The sequence below is a fragment of the Streptomyces sp. NPDC055506 genome, from assembly GCF_053643595.1.
In genome coordinates this window covers 97,742-118,621 of the sequence record NZ_JBSHKH010000009.1, presented here as the reverse complement: position 1 = coordinate 118,621, position 20,880 = coordinate 97,742, and the positions used below count along the sequence as shown (strand labels likewise).

Genomic DNA, 20,880 nt, shown 5'->3' with positions numbered 1-20,880 from the left:
CCCCCCCCCCCCCCCCCCCCCGGGGGGGCCCCCCCCCCGCCCCGCCCCACGGGTCCTGCGAGGGGAGAGGCAGTGTCGCGCTTCAATCGTGAGGTGTACGGTTCCCGCTCCGCCATGCGCCGTAATGCCGTCGGCGCCATCGGGGCGGGGGGATGCGCGATCGTCGTGGGGTTGTTCGTCGTGGCCGGAGGAAACGACGGCGGATGGGTCGTCGCAGCGATCGGTACGGCCGCCGTGCTGCTGGTGACTCTGCTCCCCCGTGTCGCGGGACGACGCCGTGACTGACCTGACCACGTGAGTCGAGGAGAACCATGCATCAGCTCAGCATCGCGGGCCCGCACGAGGGCTCCTGGTACCTGGCTCGTGGCGGAAGCCTTCCGGGTGGGATGACGACGGCCCTGGTACTCGCCGTCATCGCCGTCGTCTGCCTCACCGCCGCTTACCTCATGAAACGAAAGCGGTGACAATGATGTCCGCCATCTCTCGGAAGTACGCCGGCATCTCACCTGACGGTGGCGGCCAATACCGGATCCGGGCTCAGTCAGTGGGGACCGCCTGGGGCTGTCCCCACCCCCGTCCACCAGCCCGCCGGATGGCCCGCCCCCGCTCCCCCGGGCACCGTAGGAGGTACACGACCACACAACGGGGGAATCGATCATGCGAACCGTCACAGCCGCCGCCCTCGCCCTGGCCCTCGCAGCGGCAGCGGCGGCGCCCGTCACCGCTGGCCCCGGCAGGCCGCCCGGCATCGACGGCGTCTGGCGTACGGACGGCTACGGCACCGTCCTCTCCCTCGACGGCGACACCCTTCAGGAGTTCCAGACGACGGCCGTCAGCTGCATCGAGGGCGAGGCCGCACGGAGGACCGGTACCGGTACTGGCGCGTACACGACCGGCGACGGCACGGTACTGACCGTCCGCCCCGGGCCGGGCAAGGACCGCGCCACCCTCGGTACGGACAGTTCCGTCGGCCATCGCGCGCTCCGGCGGATCAAGGAACTGCCCGCCGACTGCACCCGCCCCATGCCCAAGGACCCCCGCACCTCGTTCGACGTCTTCTGGCACTCCTTCGCCGAGAACTACCCCTTCTTCGCCGCGAAGGGCGTCGACTGGCGGGACGTGCGGGACCGCTACCGGCCCAAGGTGCACAAGGACACCACCCGCGAGGAGCTCTTCGGGATCTTCAGCGACATGGTGCGGCCTCTCTACGACGCCCATGTCGCCGTCGAGGACGAGGACGAGGACCGTGTCTTCGCCCAGGTCCGCCCGGGCACCGAGATGCCCACGGAGGCGTTGGACACCAAGGTCAAGGAGTTCGTCGTCGAGCGCGATCTCAAGGGCGCCCCCTATCGCCAGGACTTCGCGAACGGCCGTATCACCTACGCGGACCTGCCCGGCCGCGCCGGCCTGGGCTATCTCCGTATCTCCGGGTTCGCCGGCTACACCTCCGACGACGCCCCGTACGCCGCCGACCTCGCCGCACTCGACAAGGCCCTGGACGCCGTCCTCACCAAGGACCGCACCCAGCGGCTCAAAGGCCTGATCATCGACCTGCGCATCAACGGCGGCGGCTCCGACGCCCTCGGTATTCGGATCGCCGAGCGCCTGACCGACACGCCCTACGTCGCCTACGCCAAACGCGCCCGGAACCATCCGAGCGACCCGAACCGGCACACCCGGCCCGAGCCGATCCGGGTCGTACCGGCGGACGGGCCCCGCTACACCGGGCCCATCGCCGTGCTGACCTCAGGCTCCACCGTCAGCGCCGGCGAGACCTTCACCCAGGCCCTGATCGACCGGCCGGGCCACACCGTCCGCATCGGCCGGCCCACCCAGGGCGTCTTCTCCGACGTCCTGGAACGCGACCTGCCCAACGGCATGACCGCGGTCCTCCCCAACGAGGAGTTCCTGAACCGGTCGGGCCGGACCTACGACGGCCCCGGCATCCCGCCCCACCTCTCCGAGCCGGTGTTCACGAAGGAGGAGTTCGAGGAGAAGAAGGACTCCGCGTTCGACCGGGCTGTCTCTGAGCTGCGGAGTCGGGCTTCAGCAGGGCGCTGACCTCGACACTGTCGGACCGCCCGCTTCTTCGCCAGTGTCGTGCTTCCGCGCCCCGCCTCAAGGGCGCTTCGCGTCGGCTCCGCCGATCGGCCTTCGCCCGACCCTTGACCCGGGCCGCGGAAGCACGTGGGAGAAGCGAGCGAGCGGCCCTGAAACGCGGGCGGCCAGGTCTGTCGGCCCCTACGGTTGCATGCGTTGCCGCTCGGCGTTAACGGGCGCGGCCGCCTGTCGCATGCACGCCGGGTGGGTTCGGCGGCGGCAGCGGTGTGTGGCGCGGATGGGTCGTTGGTCGGCTTTGGCTGCGAGAGGCTAGTGGCCGGAAGGCTCCAGTTGGGCCAGCGCGACGGCTCCCGACACGAATCCCACCCAGGCGGTGAGGGAGAGCGCGAGCCGGGGACCGTGATCCTGCTTCGAATCGCGGACGTGGATGGTGTGGGGGGCTATCGCGACCTCGATGCAGGAGTCGCCATCAGGGCCACTGCTGTAGCTGCTCTTGAACCACGCCGGTTCAGCGTTGCGGATCATGTCTCTCCCAGCAGTTGCTCGATGAAGGCCAGCGACTCCCGTGGGGGAAGGGCCTGAGCTCGGATGGTGCCATAGCGCAGGTCGAGGACCCGGATGTGCTTCGGTTCGGTGGTCGGCCTGCCGGTGAAAGCGCCGTCGGACCTGCCCACCGCAGTGCCGTCCCCGAATTTCAGCACCTCGATCCTCCCGTTCAGACCGGGATGGGCCTCGCTGCTCGTCGGCATCACCTGAAGCCTGACGTTGCGCAACCGCCCCACCTCCAGCAGACGCTCAAGCTGCTGACGCCAGACCATTGTGCCTCCGACCGGGCGTCGCAGCGTCGCCTCCTCCTGGACGAAGCTGAGCGATGGCGCGGGCGACCGATCGAACACGGACTGCCGGGCCATACGGGCACCCACCAGACGCTCCACCTCTTCAGGCGAGTACGCGGGCTGCCAGGACTCGAACAGGGCTCGCGCATGCTCCGGCGTCTGCAACAGGCCGTTGATGCTGATGCTCTCGTAGACCCCGATCTCAACGGCCTGCCCCTCCAACTTGGCAAGCTCGCGCACCTTCTTGGGATACCGAACCCTCTTCACATCCTCCCAAGCCGCCGCAACAAGCCCACCCGCCCCCAGCACCTCATCCGCCCTGACCAGATAGTCCTGCCGAGGAATCCGCTTCCCACCCTCGATCTTGTAGACCATGTCCTCGCCGTATCCCACGGCCGTCCCGAACTCGCCGGCGCGCATCCCCACCGCCTCCCGCCGCAGCTTCAGCTGCCGTCCGACGGTCGCGATGACGGCGACGCCCCACTCGTCGTCGGGGTCCACCTCCCAACCCGGCTCGTCCGCCTCGCCCTTGAGCCGCCCCGAGTCCGCCTCGACCGCCGTCATCCCGCACCCTTCCGCCGTCGTACGACCGTGCCCAGCGCCCTACCCGTACGCCCGGCCCCGACAGCCCGGACACCACCGGACAAGCTCCGGACAGTCACCGTACGCACTCGCTGAGTCACTGTTCACGATAAGCGCGCACCGCCACTCTGAGTGACGTGAAGCAGCGATCCACTGAACTCACCACCCCCGTCCGCAACTTCAGCCTCCAGCTGTCGCCGACCCCGCGCGGCGCCCGCCTGGCCCGCCTCCTGGCCATCGAACAACTGCGCTCCTGGGGACTGCCGTTGGACCCGGCGAGGCAAGTCGTCGCGGAACTGTCGGCCAACGCGGTGACGCACGGCCGCGCCCCCGGCCGCGACTTCCGCCTGCTGCTCTACGTCGTTGCCGACACCCTCCGCATCGAGGTGACGGACACCCGCCACGACCGGCTGCCGGTGCTGTCCGATTCCGGCAGGGGTCTGCTCCTCGTCGAGGCGCTCGCCGACCGCTGGGGCACCACCCCCGGGCTCCCGCCCCGCAAGACCGTCTGGGCGGAAATCGACCTGGCACCGGAACCCAAGAACCTGAACTCCGGCGGCACGGGCGGCCTCCCAGAAGGACCACTTAGGTGAAAGAACCCCACCAAGCCCCACCCCTCCTCCCGCTCGCGGGGCCGTCTCACCCGCGCGGGTGAACATCACCAACTCGACTGGCTTCGGGAGCCGTTGCCTGCCCTACGCTCAGCGCAACACAACCGCAGACATGCGACGGCCCCCGCCGGGACGGCAATCCCAGTGCGAGGGCCTGACCACCGAGGAAGGCATCAACTTCCTGATGGATACGCAGAACCCTAACGTGCCCTCGCACGCCCACACCCGGGTTGCCGCAAAGAAGCACCCGAACCGGCGGCACCCCCACTCCGGCCTGGTTCACGACAACACCCGCCACACCACCCGCTTCACGGTGATCGGCAACCACCTCGCCCAGCACCCGGAGCTGTCGCTGCTCGCGATCGGGCTCGGCACGCACACCCAGTCGCTCCCCGTCGGCGCCCGCATCGACATCAAGTCCCTAGCGGCCCGCTTCCCCGAGGGCACGACCCGTATCGCCGCCGCCCTGAAGGAGCTGGAAGCCCACGGCTACCTGCGCCGCGAGCGCGTACGCGTCCCCGACGGCCGGATCATCACCCGCACGACCTCCTGCAACCAGCCAGGTCACAGCCGTACAGAGGCCCGGCGACCGGCACCGAGCAAACGGACGAGGCCGTCCGGCGGCAAGTCACTCCCCGCCGTACCGCAGCCGGCCTGCCCCGCCCCCACCCTCCTCCAGCAGGCCACGGACCTCCTCACCGGCCTCCGCCGCGAGGACCCCCGCCTCCTGCTCTCGGCGTGCGACACGGCCCACCTCGCCCCCGGCGTCGCCGCCTGGCTCGAACGCGACATCACCCCCACCGCCGTACGCCACGCCCTGACCACCGACCTCCCACCCGACCCCCTCCGCCGCCCGGCCGCCTTCCTGGCCCACCGCCTCACAGCCCAGCTCCCGCCCCCGCCGCCCTTCGCGCGACCGACGGCACCCCCACCGCCCGCCCGGTACCCCCTCCAGACCTGCGACACCTGCGACCGAGCCTTCCGCGCACCGGCCCCGGGCCACTGCCGCGATTGCCGGTCCGACCGAACCGAGCCACCGGGAGCAGCGTGAAGAGAGCATCTGCCGCCCACATCGCCGCGCTCCGCCGACACCCGGGCGGGATAGCCTGGCCGGGGCACTCCTCGGAGGTGGACACGATGAGCACGCAGGCCGACCACGGACATGAGCTGGCTCCCCGCCCTCAGCAGACTCCCGACGCCCTGCGCGCGGCTCTCGCCACCGTCGATCCGGCCCGTCTAGGAGAGATGCAGGCCACCAAGGACGACGCGTTCGCCAAGGCTGTCGAATGGCAGTCCCTCAGCCCGGTGCAGAGCTGGGTGCTGGCCTGGGCCCGGGACATCGAGATCGCCCGACGGCCCGACCTGTCCACCCGCTACGCCCACGCGAAGACCAACCTGGAACACGAGGACCCGGCCATCGCCCAAGAGGCGCTGCGTGAACTGAGCGCCGTCCTCGACGAAGCCATGAAGGCAGTCCGCGGGTGAGCTGGAAATGGGAGTACGCCTTCGGTGCCGAGGAAGCGGCCCGAACCGCTCCCATCGGCTTCCTCGCCGAGGTGGAGAGCAAGGCGGAAGAGCTGGTCAGAGCCGCCGAAGCCTTGCACGTCCACGGGCAGGCCCATGACAGCGTCGATCCGAAGGGCGGCGACGTCATCGTCCCCGGCGGCATGTTCACGTATCAGGTCGTCGTCCGCAGCGAGCGGATCTACGTCGTCCAGATCACGTACCTGGGCTTCTGACCCTGCCACGCCCGGACCGCGGCGACCTGTTGAGGCACCCACCGCACTCGGCATCCGCGATGCCCTCCGGGCAACGGCAAAGGGACCCGCACGACCGAAGTCGTACGGGCCCCTTCGAGCCACTCAGGTCAGTTGACCCTCAAGCCAGTCCGAAGACTCACTTGTTGATCTTGGTGACCTGGCCGGCGCCCACGGTCCGGCCACCCTCGCGGATGGCGAACTTCAGGCCCTCCTCCATGGCGACGGGCTGGATGAGCTCCACCTTCATCTCGGTGTTGTCACCCGGCATGACCATCTCGGTGCCCTCGGGGAGGGTCACCACGCCGGTCACGTCCGTCGTACGGAAGTAGAACTGCGGGCGGTAGTTGTTGAAGAACGGCGTGTGGCGGCCACCCTCGTCCTTGGACAGGATGTAGGCCTGCGCCTCGAACTCGGTGTGCGGGGTGACCGAGCCCGGCTTGATGATGACCTGGCCGCGCTCGACGTCCTCGCGCTTGATGCCGCGGAGCAGCAGACCGACGTTCTCACCGGCCTGGCCCTCGTCGAGCAGCTTGCGGAACATCTCGATGCCGGTGACCGTGGTGGTGGTCTTCTCGGTCTTGATGCCGATGATGTCGACGGTCTCGTTGACCTTGAGGACACCACGCTCGATACGGCCGGTGACGACCGTACCGCGACCGGTGATCGTGAAGACGTCCTCGATCGGCATCAGGAACGGCTTGTCGACGTCGCGCTCCGGCTCCGGAATCGCGGTGTCGACGGCGCTCATGAGCTCCAGGACCGAGTTGCCCCACTCCTTGTCGCCCTCGAGGGCCTTCAGAGCGGAGACCTTGACGACCGGAACGTCGTCGCCCGGGAACTCGTACTCGGAGAGGAGCTCACGGACCTCGAGCTCGACGAGCTCCAGGATCTCCTCGTCGTCCACCATGTCGGCCTTGTTCAGGGCGACGACGATGTACGGAACGCCGACCTGGCGGGCCAGGAGCACGTGCTCCTTGGTCTGCGGCATCGGGCCGTCGGTCGCGGCGACCACGAGGATAGCGCCGTCCATCTGCGCCGCACCCGTGATCATGTTCTTGATGTAGTCCGCGTGACCGGGGCAGTCGACGTGGGCGTAGTGACGCGTCTCCGTCTGGTACTCGACGTGCGCGATGGAGATGGTGATACCGCGCTGGCGCTCTTCGGGAGCCTTGTCGATCTGGTCGAAGGCCGAGGCCTCGTTCAGGTCCGGGTACGCGTCGTGCAGCACCTTGGTAATGGCGGCCGTGAGGGTCGTCTTACCGTGGTCGATGTGACCGATGGTGCCGATGTTGACGTGCGGCTTAGTCCGCTCGAACTTCGCCTTCGCCACTGGGGTCCTCCTGTGGAGTGGTTCTGGTACGCCTTACTCATCGGCGCCAGGTGATCTTTGCTGGAAAGCCCGGGCCCCGGGGCATTCTCGCCATGATTGTGACGGAATGCCCCTCAAGGCTCCGGAGTCAAGCCTACGGCGTGTAGACGCTGTGCGTTACTCGCCCTTGGCCTTCGCGATGATCTCCTCGGCGACGTTCCGGGGAACCTCGGCGTAGGAGTCGAACTGCATCGAGTAGCTTGCGCGACCCGACGTCTTGCTGCGGAGGTCTCCGACGTAGCCGAACATCTCCGAGAGGGGCACCAGGCCCTTCACGAGGCGGGCACCGGCCCGCTCCTCCATGGCCTGGATCTGGCCACGGCGGGAGTTGATGTCGCCGATGACCTCACCCATGTAGTCCTCGGGCGTGGTGACCTCGACGGCCATCATCGGCTCGAGCAGCACGGGGCTGGCCTTACGCGCGGCCTCCTTGAAGGCCTGCGAGCCGGCGATCTTGAACGCGAGCTCGGAGGAGTCGACCTCGTGGTAGCCACCGTCGATGAGCGTGACGCGGACGCCCGTCATCTCGTAGCCGGCGAGGATGCCGAACTGCATGGCCTCCTGCGCACCGGCGTCCACCGAAGGGATGTACTCCTTCGGGATACGGCCACCGGTGACCTTGTTCACGAACTCGTACGCGGCGTCGCCGCCCTCGATCGGCTCGATCGCGATCTGCACCTTGGCGAACTGGCCGGTACCACCAGTCTGCTTCTTGTGCGTGTAGTCGACGCGCTCGACGGCCTTGCGGATCGTCTCACGGTAGGCGACCTGCGGCTTGCCGACGTTGGCCTCGACCTTGAACTCGCGCTTCATGCGGTCGACCAGCACCTCGAGGTGAAGCTCGCCCATACCACCGATGATGGTCTGGCCGGTCTCCTCGTTGGTGTGGACCTGGAAGGACGGGTCCTCCTCGGCCAGGCGCTGGATCGCGACGCCCAGCTTCTCCTGGTCACCCTTCGACTTGGGCTCGATGGCGACCTGGATGACCGGCGCCGGGAAGTCCATGGACTCCAGGATGACCGGGTTCTTGTCGTCGCTCAGCGTCTCACCGGTGGTGGTCTGCTTGAGGCCCATGACGGCGACGATGTCGCCGGCGCCCACCGACTCGATCTCCTCACGCTTGTTCGCGTGCATGCGGTAGATCTTGCCGATGCGCTCCTTCTTGCCCTTCACGGAGTTCAGCACGGCGGTGCCGGACACCAGGCGGCCGGAGTACACGCGGACGAAGGTGAGCTTGCCGAGGTGCGGGTCGCTCATGATCTTGAACGCCAGCGCGGCGAGGGGCTCGTCCTCCGACGGCTTGCGCGCGATGACCTGCTCCGGGTCCTTGACGTCGTGGCCCTCGATGGCCTCGACGTCGAGCGGGGTGGGCAGGTAGCGCACGACCGCGTCGAGCAGGGGCTGAACGCCCTTGTTCTTGAACGCGGTGCCGCAGAAGACGGGGGTGACGGTGGTGCCGTCGCTCTTGCCGGACGCGATGGTGATACGACGGATCGCGGCGTAGAGCTGCTCCACGGTGGGCTCGGTGCCCTCCAGGTACAGCTCCATCAGCTCTTCGTCGTTCTCGGCGACGGCCTCGAGCAGCTTGCCGCGGTACTCCTCGGCAGCCTCGGCGTGGGTGTCCGGGATGTCGACGGTGTCGTACATCTCGCCCTTGGTCGCCTCGGCCGACCAGACCAGGGCCTTCATCGTCACGAGGTCGATGACGCCCTTGAAGTCCGCCTCGGCACCGATCGGCAGCTGCATGACCAGCGGCTGGGCGCCCAGGCGGTCCGAGATCATGTCCACGCAGCGGTGGAACTCGGCGCCGGTACGGTCCAGCTTGTTGACGAAGCAGATGCGGGGCACGCCGTAGCGGTCGGCCTGACGCCACACCGTCTCGGACTGCGGCTCGACACCGGCGACACCGTCGAACACCGTCACGGCACCGTCGAGCACACGCAGGGAGCGCTCCACCTCGACGGTGAAGTCGACGTGACCCGGGGTGTCGATGATGTTGATGGTGTAGTCGTTGTCCTCGAGCGGCCAGTGACAGGTGGTGGCAGCAGAGGTGATCGTGATGCCACGCTCCTGCTCCTGCTCCATCCAGTCCATGGTGGCAGCGCCGTCGTGGACCTCACCGATCTTGTACGAGACGCCGGTGTAGAACAGGATCCGCTCGGTGGTGGTCGTCTTGCCCGCGTCGATGTGGGCCATGATCCCGATGTTGCGGACCTTGGCCAGGTCAAGTGAAGTGGTAGCCATAAGGCTTCAGTCTTCTCTCGGTCTCGATGTGGGTAGCGACTACCAGCGGTAGTGCGCGAAGGCCTTGTTGGACTCGGCCATCTTGTGGGTGTCCTCGCGCTTCTTCACAGCGGCACCAAGGCCGTTGGAGGCGTCGAGAAGCTCGTTGAGCAGACGCTCGGTCATGGTCTTCTCGCGACGGGCGCGGGAGTAACCGACCAGCCAGCGCAGCGCGAGCGTGTTGGCACGACCGGGCTTGACCTCGATCGGAACCTGGTACGTCGCACCACCGACACGGCGGGACTTGACCTCGAGGGTCGGCTTGATGTTTTCCAGCGCGCGCTTCAGCGTGATGATCGGGTCGTTGCCCGTCTTCTCACGCAGACCCTCCATGGCGCCGTAGACGATGCGCTCGGCGGTGGAGCGCTTGCCGTTCAGCAGCACCTTGTTGATGAGGGAGGTCACCAGAGGAGAACCGTAGACCGGGTCGATGATGACCGGGCGCTTCGGGGCGGGGCCCTTACGAGGCATTCTTACTTCTCCTTCTTGGCGCCGTAGCGGCTGCGGGCCTGCTTGCGGTTCTTGACACCCTGGGTGTCGAGCGAGCCGCGGATGATCTTGTAGCGAACACCCGGCAGGTCCTTCACACGGCCGCCGCGCACGAGCACGATGGAGTGCTCCTGCAGGTTGTGTCCCTCACCCGGAATGTAAGCGGTGACCTCGATCCCGCTGGTCAGACGCACACGCGCGACCTTACGCAGGGCCGAGTTCGGCTTCTTCGGGGTGGTCGTGAACACACGCGTGCAGACGCCACGACGCTGAGGGGAACCCTCGAGTGCGGGCGTCTTGTTCTTCTCGACCTTGTCCTGCCGGCCCTTACGGACCAGCTGCTGGATCGTAGGCACTACTTCTCCGGTTTCTGTGTGCCGAATGGTGAAGCTAACCTGGAACGTCGCCGACCCACGCGGTCGGGTGTGTCGAATCCCGCGGACTCCCGCCGCGAGGCAGAAAGAAGCGCAGATTGCGGTGGCCGGTAACAGCTCGCGATGCGGTTGATGGCACGCACGAGAGCCAGGGCACACCCCAGGCACAAGGTCTGAGCGTACCTATCGCATTCGCTGCGGTCAAAACAAATGGGCCTCGCCCGCATGGTTATGCGGAACATGTCAAGACCCCAGGCCGTTCAGCCCCGGTCCAGCTGGCCGTTCAGCCCGCCGTTCAGCCCGCCACGATGGACACCACCGCCAGCAACACCAGGACGAGTGCCCAGCCCGCCGTGGACAACCATCCGAGCACCAGCCCGGTCAGCGCGAGCCCGTCCCCCAGCTCGCCCCGGCTGCGGATCTCGGCCCGCGCCACGTGCCCCAGCACGACGGCCGGAATCCCGGTCAGCCCCATCGTCGGCACGCACAGCAGACCGCACACGCCCGCCGCGACCGCCTTCCCGTTCGTCGCGGGCCGCGGCACCGGCAGGAACGTCCGCGGCACGGGCACGGCACCCACCGATTGCGGCACGGGCCCCTGCGGCAGGTCCGCGACGAGCAGCGCCAGCTCCCCCACGGTCCGGGCCCCGTACGCCCGTGCCACCCGCTTCTCGAACTCGTCCTGCTCCATCCGCCCCTCGCCGTACCCGGCTCTGAGCACGTCCACGGCCCGCTCCCGGTCGGCGTGCGAGGCGAGCATCGACGGTGCGCCGGCGCCCTGCCAGGGCTGCCAGGACGGATAGGGCGGCTGCGACACGGAGTACCTCCCCGGGAGCCTGAGTCCTTCCATGATGCGCCGAAGGAACGCATCCGGCACCGGTGCACCCGGGACGAGGCGCCGTTCATCAGCCACGCGGCCGAATCACGCCCGTTTCCTCCATGGTCGTTTCCAGTACGTTGACGCCAGTACGACGCCTGTACAGGGCAGGCATCGGCACATGTGAACGCCGCCGCCCTGCACGGCTGGACCAAGGTCACGGCGATCGCCGCCAACGGCTACGAGGCGCTGCCTCGCCCACGAACTCGGGCACCACACCCGGGGACACGCGTGGGCCTCGCTGCTGTCCCTCTGGTACGCGCTGCCGGCCCGGATGGCCTGGCGGCTGCTGCTCCTGCTGTGCACGCGGCTGGGCCGTCTCCCGACGGGTACGGCCGCCGTGGTGACCGGCGTGGCCGGGGCCCTCCTGATCGCCCTGGCGACCGCCACCCGGCGGTCCTAGCTGCGGGCCGACAAGCACGCGTCGGGGCTCGGCTTCACGCGGCTGCGCGACTCGCACCCCGATGTGCACAGCCGGCGCTGACACGCCGAAGGGCGGCCACCCAAAGGTGACCGCCCTCGACTCAAGCGACTCGCTTACTGGTTGTACGGACCGTAGTCGTAGTCCTCCAGCGGCACGGCCTGTCCAGACCCCGTACCGAACGGCGAGTAGTCGATGTCGTCGTAGCCGACGGCCGAGTACATCGCGGCCTTGGCCTCCTCGGTCGGCTCGACCCGGATGTTGCGGTAGCGGGACAGGCCCGTACCGGCCGGGATGAGCTTACCGATGATGACGTTCTCCTTGAGGCCGATGAGGCTGTCGGACTTGGCGTTGATCGCCGCGTCCGTCAGGACTCGGGTCGTCTCCTGGAAGGAGGCGGCCGACAGCCAGGATTCCGTCGCCAGCGAGGCCTTGGTGATACCCATCAGCTGCGGACGACCGGAGGCCGGGTGACCGCCCTCCTGGACCACACGACGGTTCTCGGTCTCGAACTTCGAGCGCTCGACCAGCTCGCCGGGCAGCAGCTCGGCGTCGCCGGACTCGATGATCGTCACGCGGCGGAGCATCTGCCGGATGATGATCTCGATGTGCTTGTCGTGGATCGACACACCCTGCGAGTTGTAGACCTTCTGGACCTCGCCGACCAGGTGGACCTGGACGGCACGCTGGCCCAGGATGCGCAGCACGTCGTGCGGGTTGGTGGCACCCACGGTGAGCTTCTGGCCCACCTCGACGTGCTCGCCCTCGCTGACCAGGAGACGGGCACGCTTCGAGATCGGGAACGCCGTCTCGTCGCTGCCGTCGTCCGGGGTGACGACGAGCTTCTTGGTCTTCTCGGTCTCCTCGATCCGGACGCGGCCGGAGGCCTCGGAGATCGGGGCGACACCCTTCGGGGTACGGGCCTCGAAGAGCTCGACGACACGCGGCAGACCCTGGGTGATGTCGTCACCGGCCACACCACCGGTGTGGAAGGTACGCATCGTCAGCTGGGTGCCGGGCTCACCGATGGACTGGGCGGCGATGATGCCGACCGCCTCACCGATGTCGACCAGCTTGCCGGTGGCCAGCGAGCGGCCGTAGCACATGGCGCAGGTGCCGACGTGCGACTCGCAGGTCAGGATCGAGCGGGTCTTGACCTCCTCGACACCGTGGTGCACGAGCTGGTCGATGAGCACGTCGCCCAGGTCCACGTTGGCCGGCGCGATCACCTTGCCGTCGATGACGACGTCCTGGGCGAGCATGCGGGCGTAGACGCTGGTCTCGACGTCCTCGGCCTTGCGCAGGACACCGGCCTCGTCCTTCGAGGCGATCCGCAGCTTGAGACCGCGCTCGGTGCCGCAGTCCTCCTCGCGGATGATGACGTCCTGGGAGACGTCGACCAGACGACGGGTGAGGTAACCCGAGTCGGCGGTACGCAGAGCGGTGTCCGCCAGACCCTTACGGGCACCGTGCGTGGAGATGAAGTACTCCAGCACGGACAGGCCCTCACGGAACGACGCCTTAATCGGACGCGGGATCGTCTCGTTCTTCGCGTTCGACACCAGACCACGCATACCGGCGATCTGACGCATCTGCATCATGTTGCCTCGTGCACCCGAGTTCACCATCATGAAGATCGGGTTGGTCTTCGGGAAGTTGTCGTTCATCGCCTCGGCGACCTCGTTGGTCGCCTTGGTCCAGATCGCGATGAGCTCCTGCGTGCGCTCGTCCTTGGTGATCAGACCGCGCTCGTACTGCTTCTGGACCTTCTCGTCCTGCGCCTCGTAGCCGCGGACGATCTCCTTCTTCGCCTCGGGAACGACGACGTCGGAGATGGCCACGGTGACGCCGGAGCGGGTCGCCCAGAAGAAGCCGGACGCCTTCAGGTTGTCGAGCGTCGCCGCCACGATGACCTTGGGGTAGCGCTCGGCGAGGTCGTTGACGATCTCGGAGAGCTGCTTCTTGCCGACCTCGTAGTCGACGAACGGGTAGTCCTCGGGCAGCAGCTCGTTGAAGAGCGCACGGCCCAGGGTGGTGTTCAGCCGGAAGCTGTCACCCTGCTGCCACTCGGGCTCGCCCTCCTCACGCGCCGGCGGCATCCAGCCACGCGGCGGGATGGTGCCGACCGGGAAGCGGACGTCGATCTTCGACTGGAGCGACAGCTCGCCCGCGTCGAAGGCCATGATCGCCTCGGCGACCGAGGCGAAGGAACGGCCCTCGCCCTTGAGGTCGCGCATCTCGCCGTCGGTGGTGAGGAAGAACAGACCGAGGACCATGTCCTGGGTCGGCATCGTCACCGGACGGCCGTCGGCGGGCTTGAGGATGTTGTTCGAGGACAGCATCAGGATGCGGGCCTCGGCCTGCGCCTCCGCGGAGAGCGGCAGGTGGACGGCCATCTGGTCACCGTCGAAGTCCGCGTTGAACGCGGTGCAGACGAGCGGGTGGATCTGAATGGCCTTGCCCTCGACCAGCTGCGGCTCGAAGGCCTGGATGCCGAGGCGGTGCAGCGTGGGCGCACGGTTCAGCAGAACCGGGTGCTCCGCGATGACCTCTTCCAGCACGTCGTACACGACCGTGCGGCCGCGCTCGACCATGCGCTTGGCGCTCTTGATGTTCTGCGCGTGGTTCAGGTCGACCAGGCGCTTCATCACGAACGGCTTGAAGAGCTCCAGCGCCATCGCCTTCGGCAGACCGCACTGGTGCAGCTTCAGCTGCGGACCGACGACGATCACGGAACGCGCGGAGTAGTCCACACGCTTACCGAGCAGGTTCTGACGGAAGCGGCCCTGCTTACCCTTCAGCATGTCGCTGAGGGACTTCAGCGGGCGGTTACCGGGACCGGTGACCGGCCGGCCACGACGGCCGTTGTCGAACAGCGCGTCGACGGCCTCCTGGAGCATGCGCTTCTCGTTGTTCACGATGATCTCGGGCGCACCGAGGTCGAGAAGGCGCTTCAGTCGGTTGTTCCGGTTGATCACACGGCGGTACAGGTCGTTCAGGTCGGAGGTCGCGAAGCGGCCACCGTCCAGCTGCACCATCGGGCGGAGGTCCGGCGGGATGACCGGCACGCAGTCGAGCACCATGCCCTTGGGGCTGTTGCTGGTCTGCAGGAACGCGGAGACGACCTTCAGGCGCTTGAGCGCACGGGTCTTCTTCTGGCCCTTGCCGGTACGGATGATCTCGCGGAGCTTCTCGGCCTCCTCGTCGAGGTCGAAGGACTCCAGGCGCTTCTGCAGCGCCGCGGCACCCATCGAACCGTCGAAGTACGTGCCGAAGCGGTCACGCAGCTCGCGGTAGAGCAGCTCGTCGCCCTCGAGGTCCTGGACCTTGAGGTTCTTGAAGCGGTTCCACACCTCGTCGAGACGGTCGATCTCGCGCTGCGCACGGTCACGCAGCTGCTTCATCTCGCGCTCGGCACCCTCGCGCACCTTGCGGCGCACGTCCGCCTTGGCGCCCTCGGCCTCCAGCTCGGCCAGGTCGGTCTCGAGCTTCTTGGCGCGGGCCTCCAGGTCGGCGTCGCGGCGCTGCTCGATCTGCTGGCGCTCGACGGAGACGTGGGCCTCCAGCGAGGGCAGGTCGCGCGTACGGCGCTCCTCGTCGACGTACGTGATCATGTACGCCGCGAAGTAGATGACCTTCTCCAGGTCCTTCGGGGCGAGGTCGAGCAGGTAGCCCAGACGCGACGGGACGCCCTTGAAGTACCAGATGTGCGTGACGGGCGCGGCCAGCTCGATGTGGCCCATCCGCTCACGACGCACCTTGGCGCGGGTGACCTCGACGCCACAGCGCTCACAGATGATGCCCTTGAAGCGGACGCGCTTGTACTTGCCGCAGTAGCACTCCCAGTCCCGGGTCGGACCGAAGATCTTCTCGCAGAAGAGTCCGTCCTTTTCGGGCTTGAGGGTGCGGTAGTTGATGGTCTCGGGCTTCTTGACCTCGCCGTGGCTCCACTGACGGATGTCGTCAGCGGTAGCCAGACCGATCCGGAGCTCGTCGAAGAAGTTGACGTCGAGCACTATGCGTCAATCCCTCTCAGGGTTGTAAGTCATGGGGTCTGATACGGGGGTCCTGGGGCCGGAGGCCTTCATGACGAAGGCCTCCGAACTCCCGTCAGACCTCTTCGACGCTGCTCGGCTCGCGCCGGGACAGGTCGATGCCAAGCTCCTCCGCAGCGCGGAAGACGTCCTCGTCGGTGTCGCGCATCTCGATGGACATGCCGTCCGAGGACAGCACCTCCACGTTGAGGCACAGGGACTGCATCTCCTTGATGAGCACCTTGAAGGACTCGGGGATGCCGGGCTCGGGGATGTTCTCGCCCTTGACGATGGCCTCGTAGACCTTCACGCGGCCGGTGACGTCGTCGGACTTGATGGTCAGCAGCTCCTGGAGGGCGTACGCGGCGCCGTAAGCCTCCAGCGCCCACACCTCCATCTCACCGAAGCGCTGGCCACCGAACTGGGCCTTACCACCCAGCGGCTGCTGGGTGATCATCGAGTACGGACCGGTCGAACGGGCGTGCAGCTTGTCGTCGACCAGGTGGTGCAGCTTCAGGATGTACATGTAGCCGACCGAGATCGGCTCCGGGAACGGCTCGCCGGAGCGGCCGTCGAACAGCGGCGCCTTACCGGTCGGGAGCACCATGCGCTCGCCGTCGCGGTTCGGGATCGTGTGGTTCAGCAGACCCGCCAGCTCGTCCTCACGCGCACCGTCGAAGACGGGGGTGGCGACGTTGGTGCCGGGCTCGACCTTGTCGGCCTCGATGGCCTGGAGGCGCTGCGCCCAGTCGTCCGCGAGACCGGAGACGTCCCAGCCGCGGCTGGCGAGCCAGCCGAGGTGGATCTCCAGGACCTGTCCCGGGTTCATTCGGGACGGCACACCGAGCGGGTTGAGGATGATGTCGACCGGGGTGCCGTCCTCCAGGAACGGCATGTCCTCGATCGGCAGGATCTTCGAGATGACGCCCTTGTTGCCGTGACGGCCGGCGAGCTTGTCACCGTCGGTGATCTTGCGCTTCTGCGCGACGTAGACGCGCACCAGCTGGTTCACACCGGGGGGAAGCTCGTCGCCCTCCTCGCGGTCGAAGACGCGGACGCCGATGACCTTGCCGGTCTCGCCGTGCGGCACCTTCAGCGAGGTGTCACGGACCTCACGGGCCTTCTCACCGAAGATCGCGCGCAGCAGGCGCTCCTCGGGCGTCAGCTCGGTCTCACCCTTGGGCGTGACCTTGCCGACGAGGATGTCACCGGCGATGACCTCGGCACCGATGCGGATGATGCCGCGCTCGTCGAGGTCGGCGAGGACCTCCTCGGAGACGTTCGGGATGTCCCGGGTGATCTCCTCGGGGCCGAGCTTGGTGTCACGGGCGTCGACCTCGTGCTCCTCGATGTGGATCGAGGAGAGGACGTCGTCCTGCACGAGGCGCTGCGACAGGATGATCGCGTCCTCGTAGTTGTGACCCTCCCACGGCATGAACGCCACGAGCAGGTTCTTGCCCAGCGCCATCTCGCCGTGCTGGGTGGCCGGACCGTCGGCGAGGATCTGGCCCTCGATGATCCGGTCGCCCTCGTTGACGATGACCTTCTGGTTGACCGAGGTGCCCTGGTTGGAGCGGGCGAACTTGGCCAGGCGGTACGTGATGTACGTGCCGTCGTCGTTGGCGGTGGTGATGTAGTCCGCGGAGACCTCCTGGACCACACCGGGCTTCTCGGCCTTGACCACGTCGCCGGCGTCGGCCGCGGAGCGGTACTCCATGCCGGTGCCGACGAGCGGGGACTCGGACTTAATCAGCGGCACGGCCTGACGCATCATGTTCGCGCCCATGAGGGCACGGTTGGCGTCGTCGTGCTCGAGGAAGGGGATCATGGCGGTGGCGACCGACACCATCTGGCGCGGCGAGACGTCCATGTAGTCGACGTCTTCGCCGGTGACGTAGTCGACCTCGCCGCCCTTACGGCGAACCAGCACACGGGCCTCGGCGAAGCGGAGCTCGTCCGTCAGCGGCGCGTTGGCCTGCGCGATGACGAAGCGGTCCTCCTCGTCGGCGGTCAGGTAGTCCACCTGGTCGGTGACCTGGCCCTCGAAGACCTTGCGGTACGGGGTCTCGACGAAACCGAACGCGTTGACCCGGCCGTAGGTGGCGAGCGAGCCGATCAGACCGATGTTCGGGCCTTCGGGCGTCTCGATCGGGCACATGCGGCCGTAGTGCGAGGGGTGCACGTCACGGACCTCGAAGCCGGCCCGCTCACGGGACAGACCACCCGGGCCGAGCGCGGAGAGACGCCGCTTGTGCGTCAGACCCGACAGCGGGTTGTTCTGGTCCATGAACTGGGACAGCTGGCTGGTGCCGAAGAACTCCTTGATGGAGGCGACGACCGGCCGGATGTTGATCAGGGTCTGCGGCGTGATCGCCTCGACGTCCTGGGTCGTCATCCGCTCGCGGACGACTCGCTCCATACGCGCCAGACCCGTACGGACCTGGTTCTGGATGAGCTCGCCGACGCTGCGCAGACGACGGTTGCCGAAGTGGTCGATGTCGTCGGTCTCGACGACGATCGAGGTACCGCTGTCGCCGACCGTCTCGGTCTCGCCCGCGTGCAGCTTCACCAGGTACTTGATCGTCGAGATGACGTCCTCGACGGTCAGGATGCCGGCGTCGAGCGGAGCGTCCGCGCCCAGCTTCTTGTTGACCTTGTAGCGGCCGACCTTCGCGAGGTCGTAGCGCTTGGGGTTGAAGTACAGGTTCTCAAGGAGCGTCTGCGCGGCCTCACGCGTGGGGGGCTCGCCCGGACGCAGCTTGCGGTAGATGTCGAGCAGCGCGTCGTCCTGGCCCTGGGTGTGGTCCTTCTCCAGGGTGGCGCGCATGGACTCGTACTCGCCGAACTCCTCGAGGATCTGCTCGGTCGTCCAACCGAGAGCCTTGAGCAGGACGGTGACGGACTGCTTGCGCTTGCGGTCGATGCGGACACCGACCATGTCGCGCTTGTCGATCTCCATCTCCAGCCAGGCACCCCGGGACGGGATGATCTTGGCGGAGAAGATGTCCTTGTCGGACGTCTTGTCGATGGAGGAGTCGAAGTAGACACCGGGCGAACGGACCAGCTGCGACACCACGACACGCTCGGTGCCGTTGATGACGAAGGTGCCCTTGTTCGTCATGAGCGGGAAGTCGCCCATGAAGACGGTCTGGGACTTGATCTCGCCGGTCTCGTTGTTCGTGAACTCGGCGGTGACGAAGAGCGGAGCCGCGTACGTGAAGTCGCGCTCCTTGCACTCGTCGATCGAGTTCTTCGGCGGCTCGAAGCGGTGGTCACGGAAGGTCAGCGACATCGACCCGCTGAAGTCCTCGATCGGGGAGATCTCCTCGAAGATCTCCTCGAGACCGGACTTGGTGGGGACGTCCTGACCGTTGTCCAGAGCCTCCTCGACCCGACTCTGCCAAGCGGTGTTGCCGAGCAGCCAGTCGAAGCTCTCGGTCTGCAGCGCGAGCAGGTTCGGAACCTCGAGAGGCTCCTTGATCTTTGCAAAGGAAATGCGCAGCGGGGCGGTGCTGGCGCCGTTGTTCGTATTCGCGGTCGAGGCGTTGCGCGAGGCGGCCAAGAGGGGGTCCTTCCGAGGGCTCGGACTCACTACGCGCGTACCGGCCCCTCTCCCGTACACAGAGACAAGCTGAGTCGGTCCGGCCGAAAGGCCAGGTCAGACAGTTCTTGTCGTCGATGCTCGGGTGAGGGCAGACCCCTGGTGACGGGCAGGGGACAGCTAACAGGCAGCGCAAAGGGTCAGTGTAGCCACTTGGCACACTGATGTCCAGTCCGGGTTTTCACACCCGTGTTGACCCTCGTTGTTCCACTCCTGCGACAAGGCGCTGCCCTCAACGCACGTTGATACTGCCCTCTTCGTCGTCGATCCATGCCTCGGATACGGATCCTTGTGACGACGCGTCCTGAGAATTGCGCGCTGCGTGCGGTTCGTCAAGGCCCCCCTGCCCGAACCGGGGCTGCCCGGAGACACGACGAAGATCACCATACCCCCCGTCACTGAGGGTGCAAGGCAACCGTGGCCGGACCCCGGGAACGCCGAAGAGCGACCACCCGGATGGATGATCGCTCTTCCGCGCTTACGCGTTACACGTCCAGGGGGACGTGTCGTGGATCCTGACGGATCCGAGAGGTCTTACTTGACCTCGACGGAGGCGCCGGCGCCCTTGAGGGACTCGGCGGCCTTCTCGGCGGCGTCCTTGGCGACCTTCTCGAGAACGGGCTTCGGGGCGCCGTCCACGAGGTCCTTGGCCTCCTTCAGACCCAGGGAGGTCAGCTCGCGCACGACCTTGATGACCTGGATCTTCTTGTCGCCGGCACCGGTGAGGATGACGTCGAACTCGTCCTGCTCCTCGGCGGCCTCGGCGGCGGCGCCACCAGCGGCACCACCGGCGACGACGACCGGCGCGGCAGCGGCGGCGGTGACGTCGAACTTCTCCTCGAAGGCCTTCACGAACTCGGAGAGCTCGATGAGGGTCATCTCTTCGAACTGGGCGAGCAGGTCGTCCTGGCTGAGCTTCGCCATGATGGCGGTCCTTCCACTAAATCGGCAGGTGCCGGATGTACATGTGAGGCGGGCGTACGTCTGGCCCGCGACGGCCTCCGCGTTCAGGCAGCGGGGGCCGGGATGCGAGCCGAGTTACTCGGCACCGCCCTGCTCGCCCTGCTTGGCACGGAGCGCGTCCACGGTGCGGACGAGCTTCGACGGCAGCGCCTGGAAGACAGAGGCAGCCTGGGACTGCTTGCCCTTCATGGCACCGGCCAGCTTGGAGAGCAGAACCTCGCGGGACTCGAGGTCCGCAAGCTTCTTGATGTCGTCCGCGGACAGCGCCTTGCCGTCAAGGACACCGCCCTTGATGACGAGGTTGGGGTTGTCCTTGGCGAAGTCACGGAGACCCTTCGCCGCCTCGACCGGGTCACCGGTCACGAAGGCGACGGCCGACGAACCCGTGAAGAGGTCGTCGATCGTGTTGATCCCGGCCTCATTGGCCGCAATCTTGGTCAGCGTGTTCTTCGCCACACGGTAGTTAGCGTTCTCACCGAGTGAACGACGCAGCTGCTGCAGCTGCGCCACGGTGAGACCGGTGTACGCGGTGACGACGGCACCGTTGGAGTTGCGGAACTTGTCCCGCATCTCCTCGACGGCATCGACCTTGTCAGGCCTCGCCATGAGCCTCGGCCTC

At 67.3% G+C, this 20,880-nt stretch carries 18 protein-coding genes and 1 pseudogene; 8 read left to right on the top strand and 11 right to left on the bottom strand.

What is annotated here, in order from left to right; all coding sequences use genetic code 11:
- Positions 1 to 72 precede the first annotated feature (72 nt).
- The 3 genes from ACWIF2_RS06305 (at position 73) to ACWIF2_RS06295 (ending at position 2,061) form a co-directional block, all read left to right on the top strand.
- Complete coding sequence (locus ACWIF2_RS06305) at positions 73 to 285, top strand: hypothetical protein (RefSeq protein ID WP_454358881.1); 213 nt, start codon at positions 73 to 75, stop codon at positions 283 to 285.
- Positions 286 to 311: 26 nt separating this feature from the next.
- The gene (locus tag ACWIF2_RS06300; protein ID WP_454358880.1) at positions 312 to 464 is read left to right on the top strand and encodes a hypothetical protein; all 153 of its coding nucleotides are present in this window, start codon (positions 312 to 314) and stop codon (positions 462 to 464) included.
- Between the two features lie 193 nt (positions 465 to 657).
- Entirely contained in the window at positions 658 to 2,061 is a 1,404-nt protein-coding gene (locus tag ACWIF2_RS06295) for a S41 family peptidase (RefSeq protein WP_454358879.1), read from the top strand.
- Positions 2,062 to 2,370: 309 nt separating this feature from the next.
- Here ACWIF2_RS06295 and ACWIF2_RS06290 read toward each other — a convergent pair whose 3' ends face one another.
- Complete coding sequence (locus ACWIF2_RS06290; RefSeq protein ID WP_454358878.1) at positions 2,371 to 2,586, bottom strand: DUF397 domain-containing protein; 216 nt, start codon at positions 2,584 to 2,586, stop codon at positions 2,371 to 2,373.
- Positions 2,583 to 3,461, bottom strand: coding sequence for a helix-turn-helix domain-containing protein (locus tag ACWIF2_RS06285; protein ID WP_454358877.1), 879 nt, complete (start codon positions 3,459 to 3,461; stop codon positions 2,583 to 2,585). Before ACWIF2_RS06285 ends, ACWIF2_RS06290 begins: the two co-directional genes overlap by 4 nt.
- A 155-nt stretch (positions 3,462 to 3,616) precedes the next feature.
- Here ACWIF2_RS06285 and ACWIF2_RS06280 point away from each other — a divergent pair, with 155 nt between their 5' ends.
- The 4 genes from ACWIF2_RS06280 (at position 3,617) to ACWIF2_RS06265 (ending at position 5,829) form a co-directional block, all read left to right on the top strand.
- A complete protein-coding gene (locus ACWIF2_RS06280; protein ID WP_454358876.1) occupies positions 3,617 to 4,072 on the top strand; it encodes an ATP-binding protein in 456 nt (151 codons plus the stop codon).
- A gap of 202 nt (positions 4,073 to 4,274) precedes the next feature.
- Positions 4,275 to 5,141: a helix-turn-helix domain-containing protein gene (locus ACWIF2_RS06275; RefSeq protein ID WP_454358885.1), complete on the top strand. Its 867-nt coding sequence runs from the start codon at positions 4,275 to 4,277 to the stop codon at positions 5,139 to 5,141.
- Positions 5,142 to 5,227: 86 nt separating this feature from the next.
- Positions 5,228 to 5,575, top strand: coding sequence for a hypothetical protein (locus ACWIF2_RS06270; RefSeq protein WP_454358875.1), 348 nt, complete (start codon positions 5,228 to 5,230; stop codon positions 5,573 to 5,575).
- On the top strand, positions 5,572 to 5,829 hold the full coding sequence (locus ACWIF2_RS06265) for a hypothetical protein (RefSeq protein ID WP_454358874.1): 258 nt from the start codon (positions 5,572 to 5,574) through the stop codon (positions 5,827 to 5,829). Before ACWIF2_RS06270 ends, ACWIF2_RS06265 begins: the two co-directional genes overlap by 4 nt.
- A gap of 157 nt (positions 5,830 to 5,986) precedes the next feature.
- On the opposite strand, the gene tuf is transcribed toward ACWIF2_RS06265, so the two are convergent.
- The 5 genes from tuf to ACWIF2_RS06240 all read right to left on the bottom strand — a co-directional run bounded on the left by tuf (position 5,987) and on the right by ACWIF2_RS06240 (position 11,182).
- Positions 5,987 to 7,180 carry an elongation factor Tu gene (gene tuf / locus ACWIF2_RS06260; RefSeq protein WP_454358873.1) on the bottom strand — a complete coding sequence of 398 codons (1,194 nt, stop codon included), beginning with the start codon at positions 7,178 to 7,180 and terminating at the stop codon, positions 5,987 to 5,989.
- Between the two features lie 156 nt (positions 7,181 to 7,336).
- Positions 7,337 to 9,463 carry an elongation factor G gene (fusA, locus tag ACWIF2_RS06255; RefSeq protein WP_184591469.1) on the bottom strand — a complete coding sequence of 709 codons (2,127 nt, stop codon included), beginning with the start codon at positions 9,461 to 9,463 and terminating at the stop codon, positions 7,337 to 7,339.
- A gap of 39 nt (positions 9,464 to 9,502) precedes the next feature.
- Positions 9,503 to 9,973 (bottom strand): 30S ribosomal protein S7, encoded by a 471-nt coding sequence (rpsG, locus tag ACWIF2_RS06250; protein WP_003992340.1) that lies wholly within the window; start codon positions 9,971 to 9,973, stop codon positions 9,503 to 9,505.
- A gap of 2 nt (positions 9,974 to 9,975) precedes the next feature.
- Positions 9,976 to 10,347 carry a 30S ribosomal protein S12 gene (gene rpsL, locus ACWIF2_RS06245; RefSeq protein WP_003948652.1) on the bottom strand — a complete coding sequence of 124 codons (372 nt, stop codon included), beginning with the start codon at positions 10,345 to 10,347 and terminating at the stop codon, positions 9,976 to 9,978.
- Between the two features lie 313 nt (positions 10,348 to 10,660).
- On the bottom strand, positions 10,661 to 11,182 hold the full coding sequence (locus ACWIF2_RS06240) for a DUF1707 and DUF4190 domain-containing protein (protein WP_454358872.1): 522 nt from the start codon (positions 11,180 to 11,182) through the stop codon (positions 10,661 to 10,663).
- A 253-nt stretch (positions 11,183 to 11,435) separates the two neighbouring features.
- On the opposite strand from ACWIF2_RS06240, the pseudogene ACWIF2_RS06235 reads away from it, so the two are divergent.
- A pseudogene (locus tag ACWIF2_RS06235) lies at positions 11,436 to 11,726 on the top strand (M48 family metalloprotease); the annotation flags it as partial.
- A gap of 53 nt (positions 11,727 to 11,779) precedes the next feature.
- On the opposite strand, the gene ACWIF2_RS06230 reads toward ACWIF2_RS06235, so the two are convergent.
- The 4 genes from ACWIF2_RS06230 to rplJ all read right to left on the bottom strand — a co-directional run bounded on the left by ACWIF2_RS06230 (position 11,780) and on the right by rplJ (position 20,867).
- Positions 11,780 to 15,679: a DNA-directed RNA polymerase subunit beta' gene (locus ACWIF2_RS06230; RefSeq protein ID WP_454358871.1), complete on the bottom strand. Its 3,900-nt coding sequence runs from the start codon at positions 15,677 to 15,679 to the stop codon at positions 11,780 to 11,782.
- 94 nt (positions 15,680 to 15,773) lie between these two features.
- On the bottom strand, positions 15,774 to 19,259 hold the full coding sequence (rpoB, locus tag ACWIF2_RS06225; RefSeq protein WP_454358870.1) for a DNA-directed RNA polymerase subunit beta: 3,486 nt from the start codon (positions 19,257 to 19,259) through the stop codon (positions 15,774 to 15,776).
- A 573-nt stretch (positions 19,260 to 19,832) separates the two neighbouring features.
- Positions 19,833 to 20,222, bottom strand: coding sequence for a 50S ribosomal protein L7/L12 (gene rplL, locus ACWIF2_RS06220; RefSeq protein WP_189728713.1), 390 nt, complete (start codon positions 20,220 to 20,222; stop codon positions 19,833 to 19,835).
- Between the two features lie 114 nt (positions 20,223 to 20,336).
- The gene (gene rplJ, locus ACWIF2_RS06215; protein ID WP_454358869.1) at positions 20,337 to 20,867 is read right to left on the bottom strand and encodes a 50S ribosomal protein L10; all 531 of its coding nucleotides are present in this window, start codon (positions 20,865 to 20,867) and stop codon (positions 20,337 to 20,339) included.
- Positions 20,868 to 20,880: the final 13 nt, after the last annotated feature.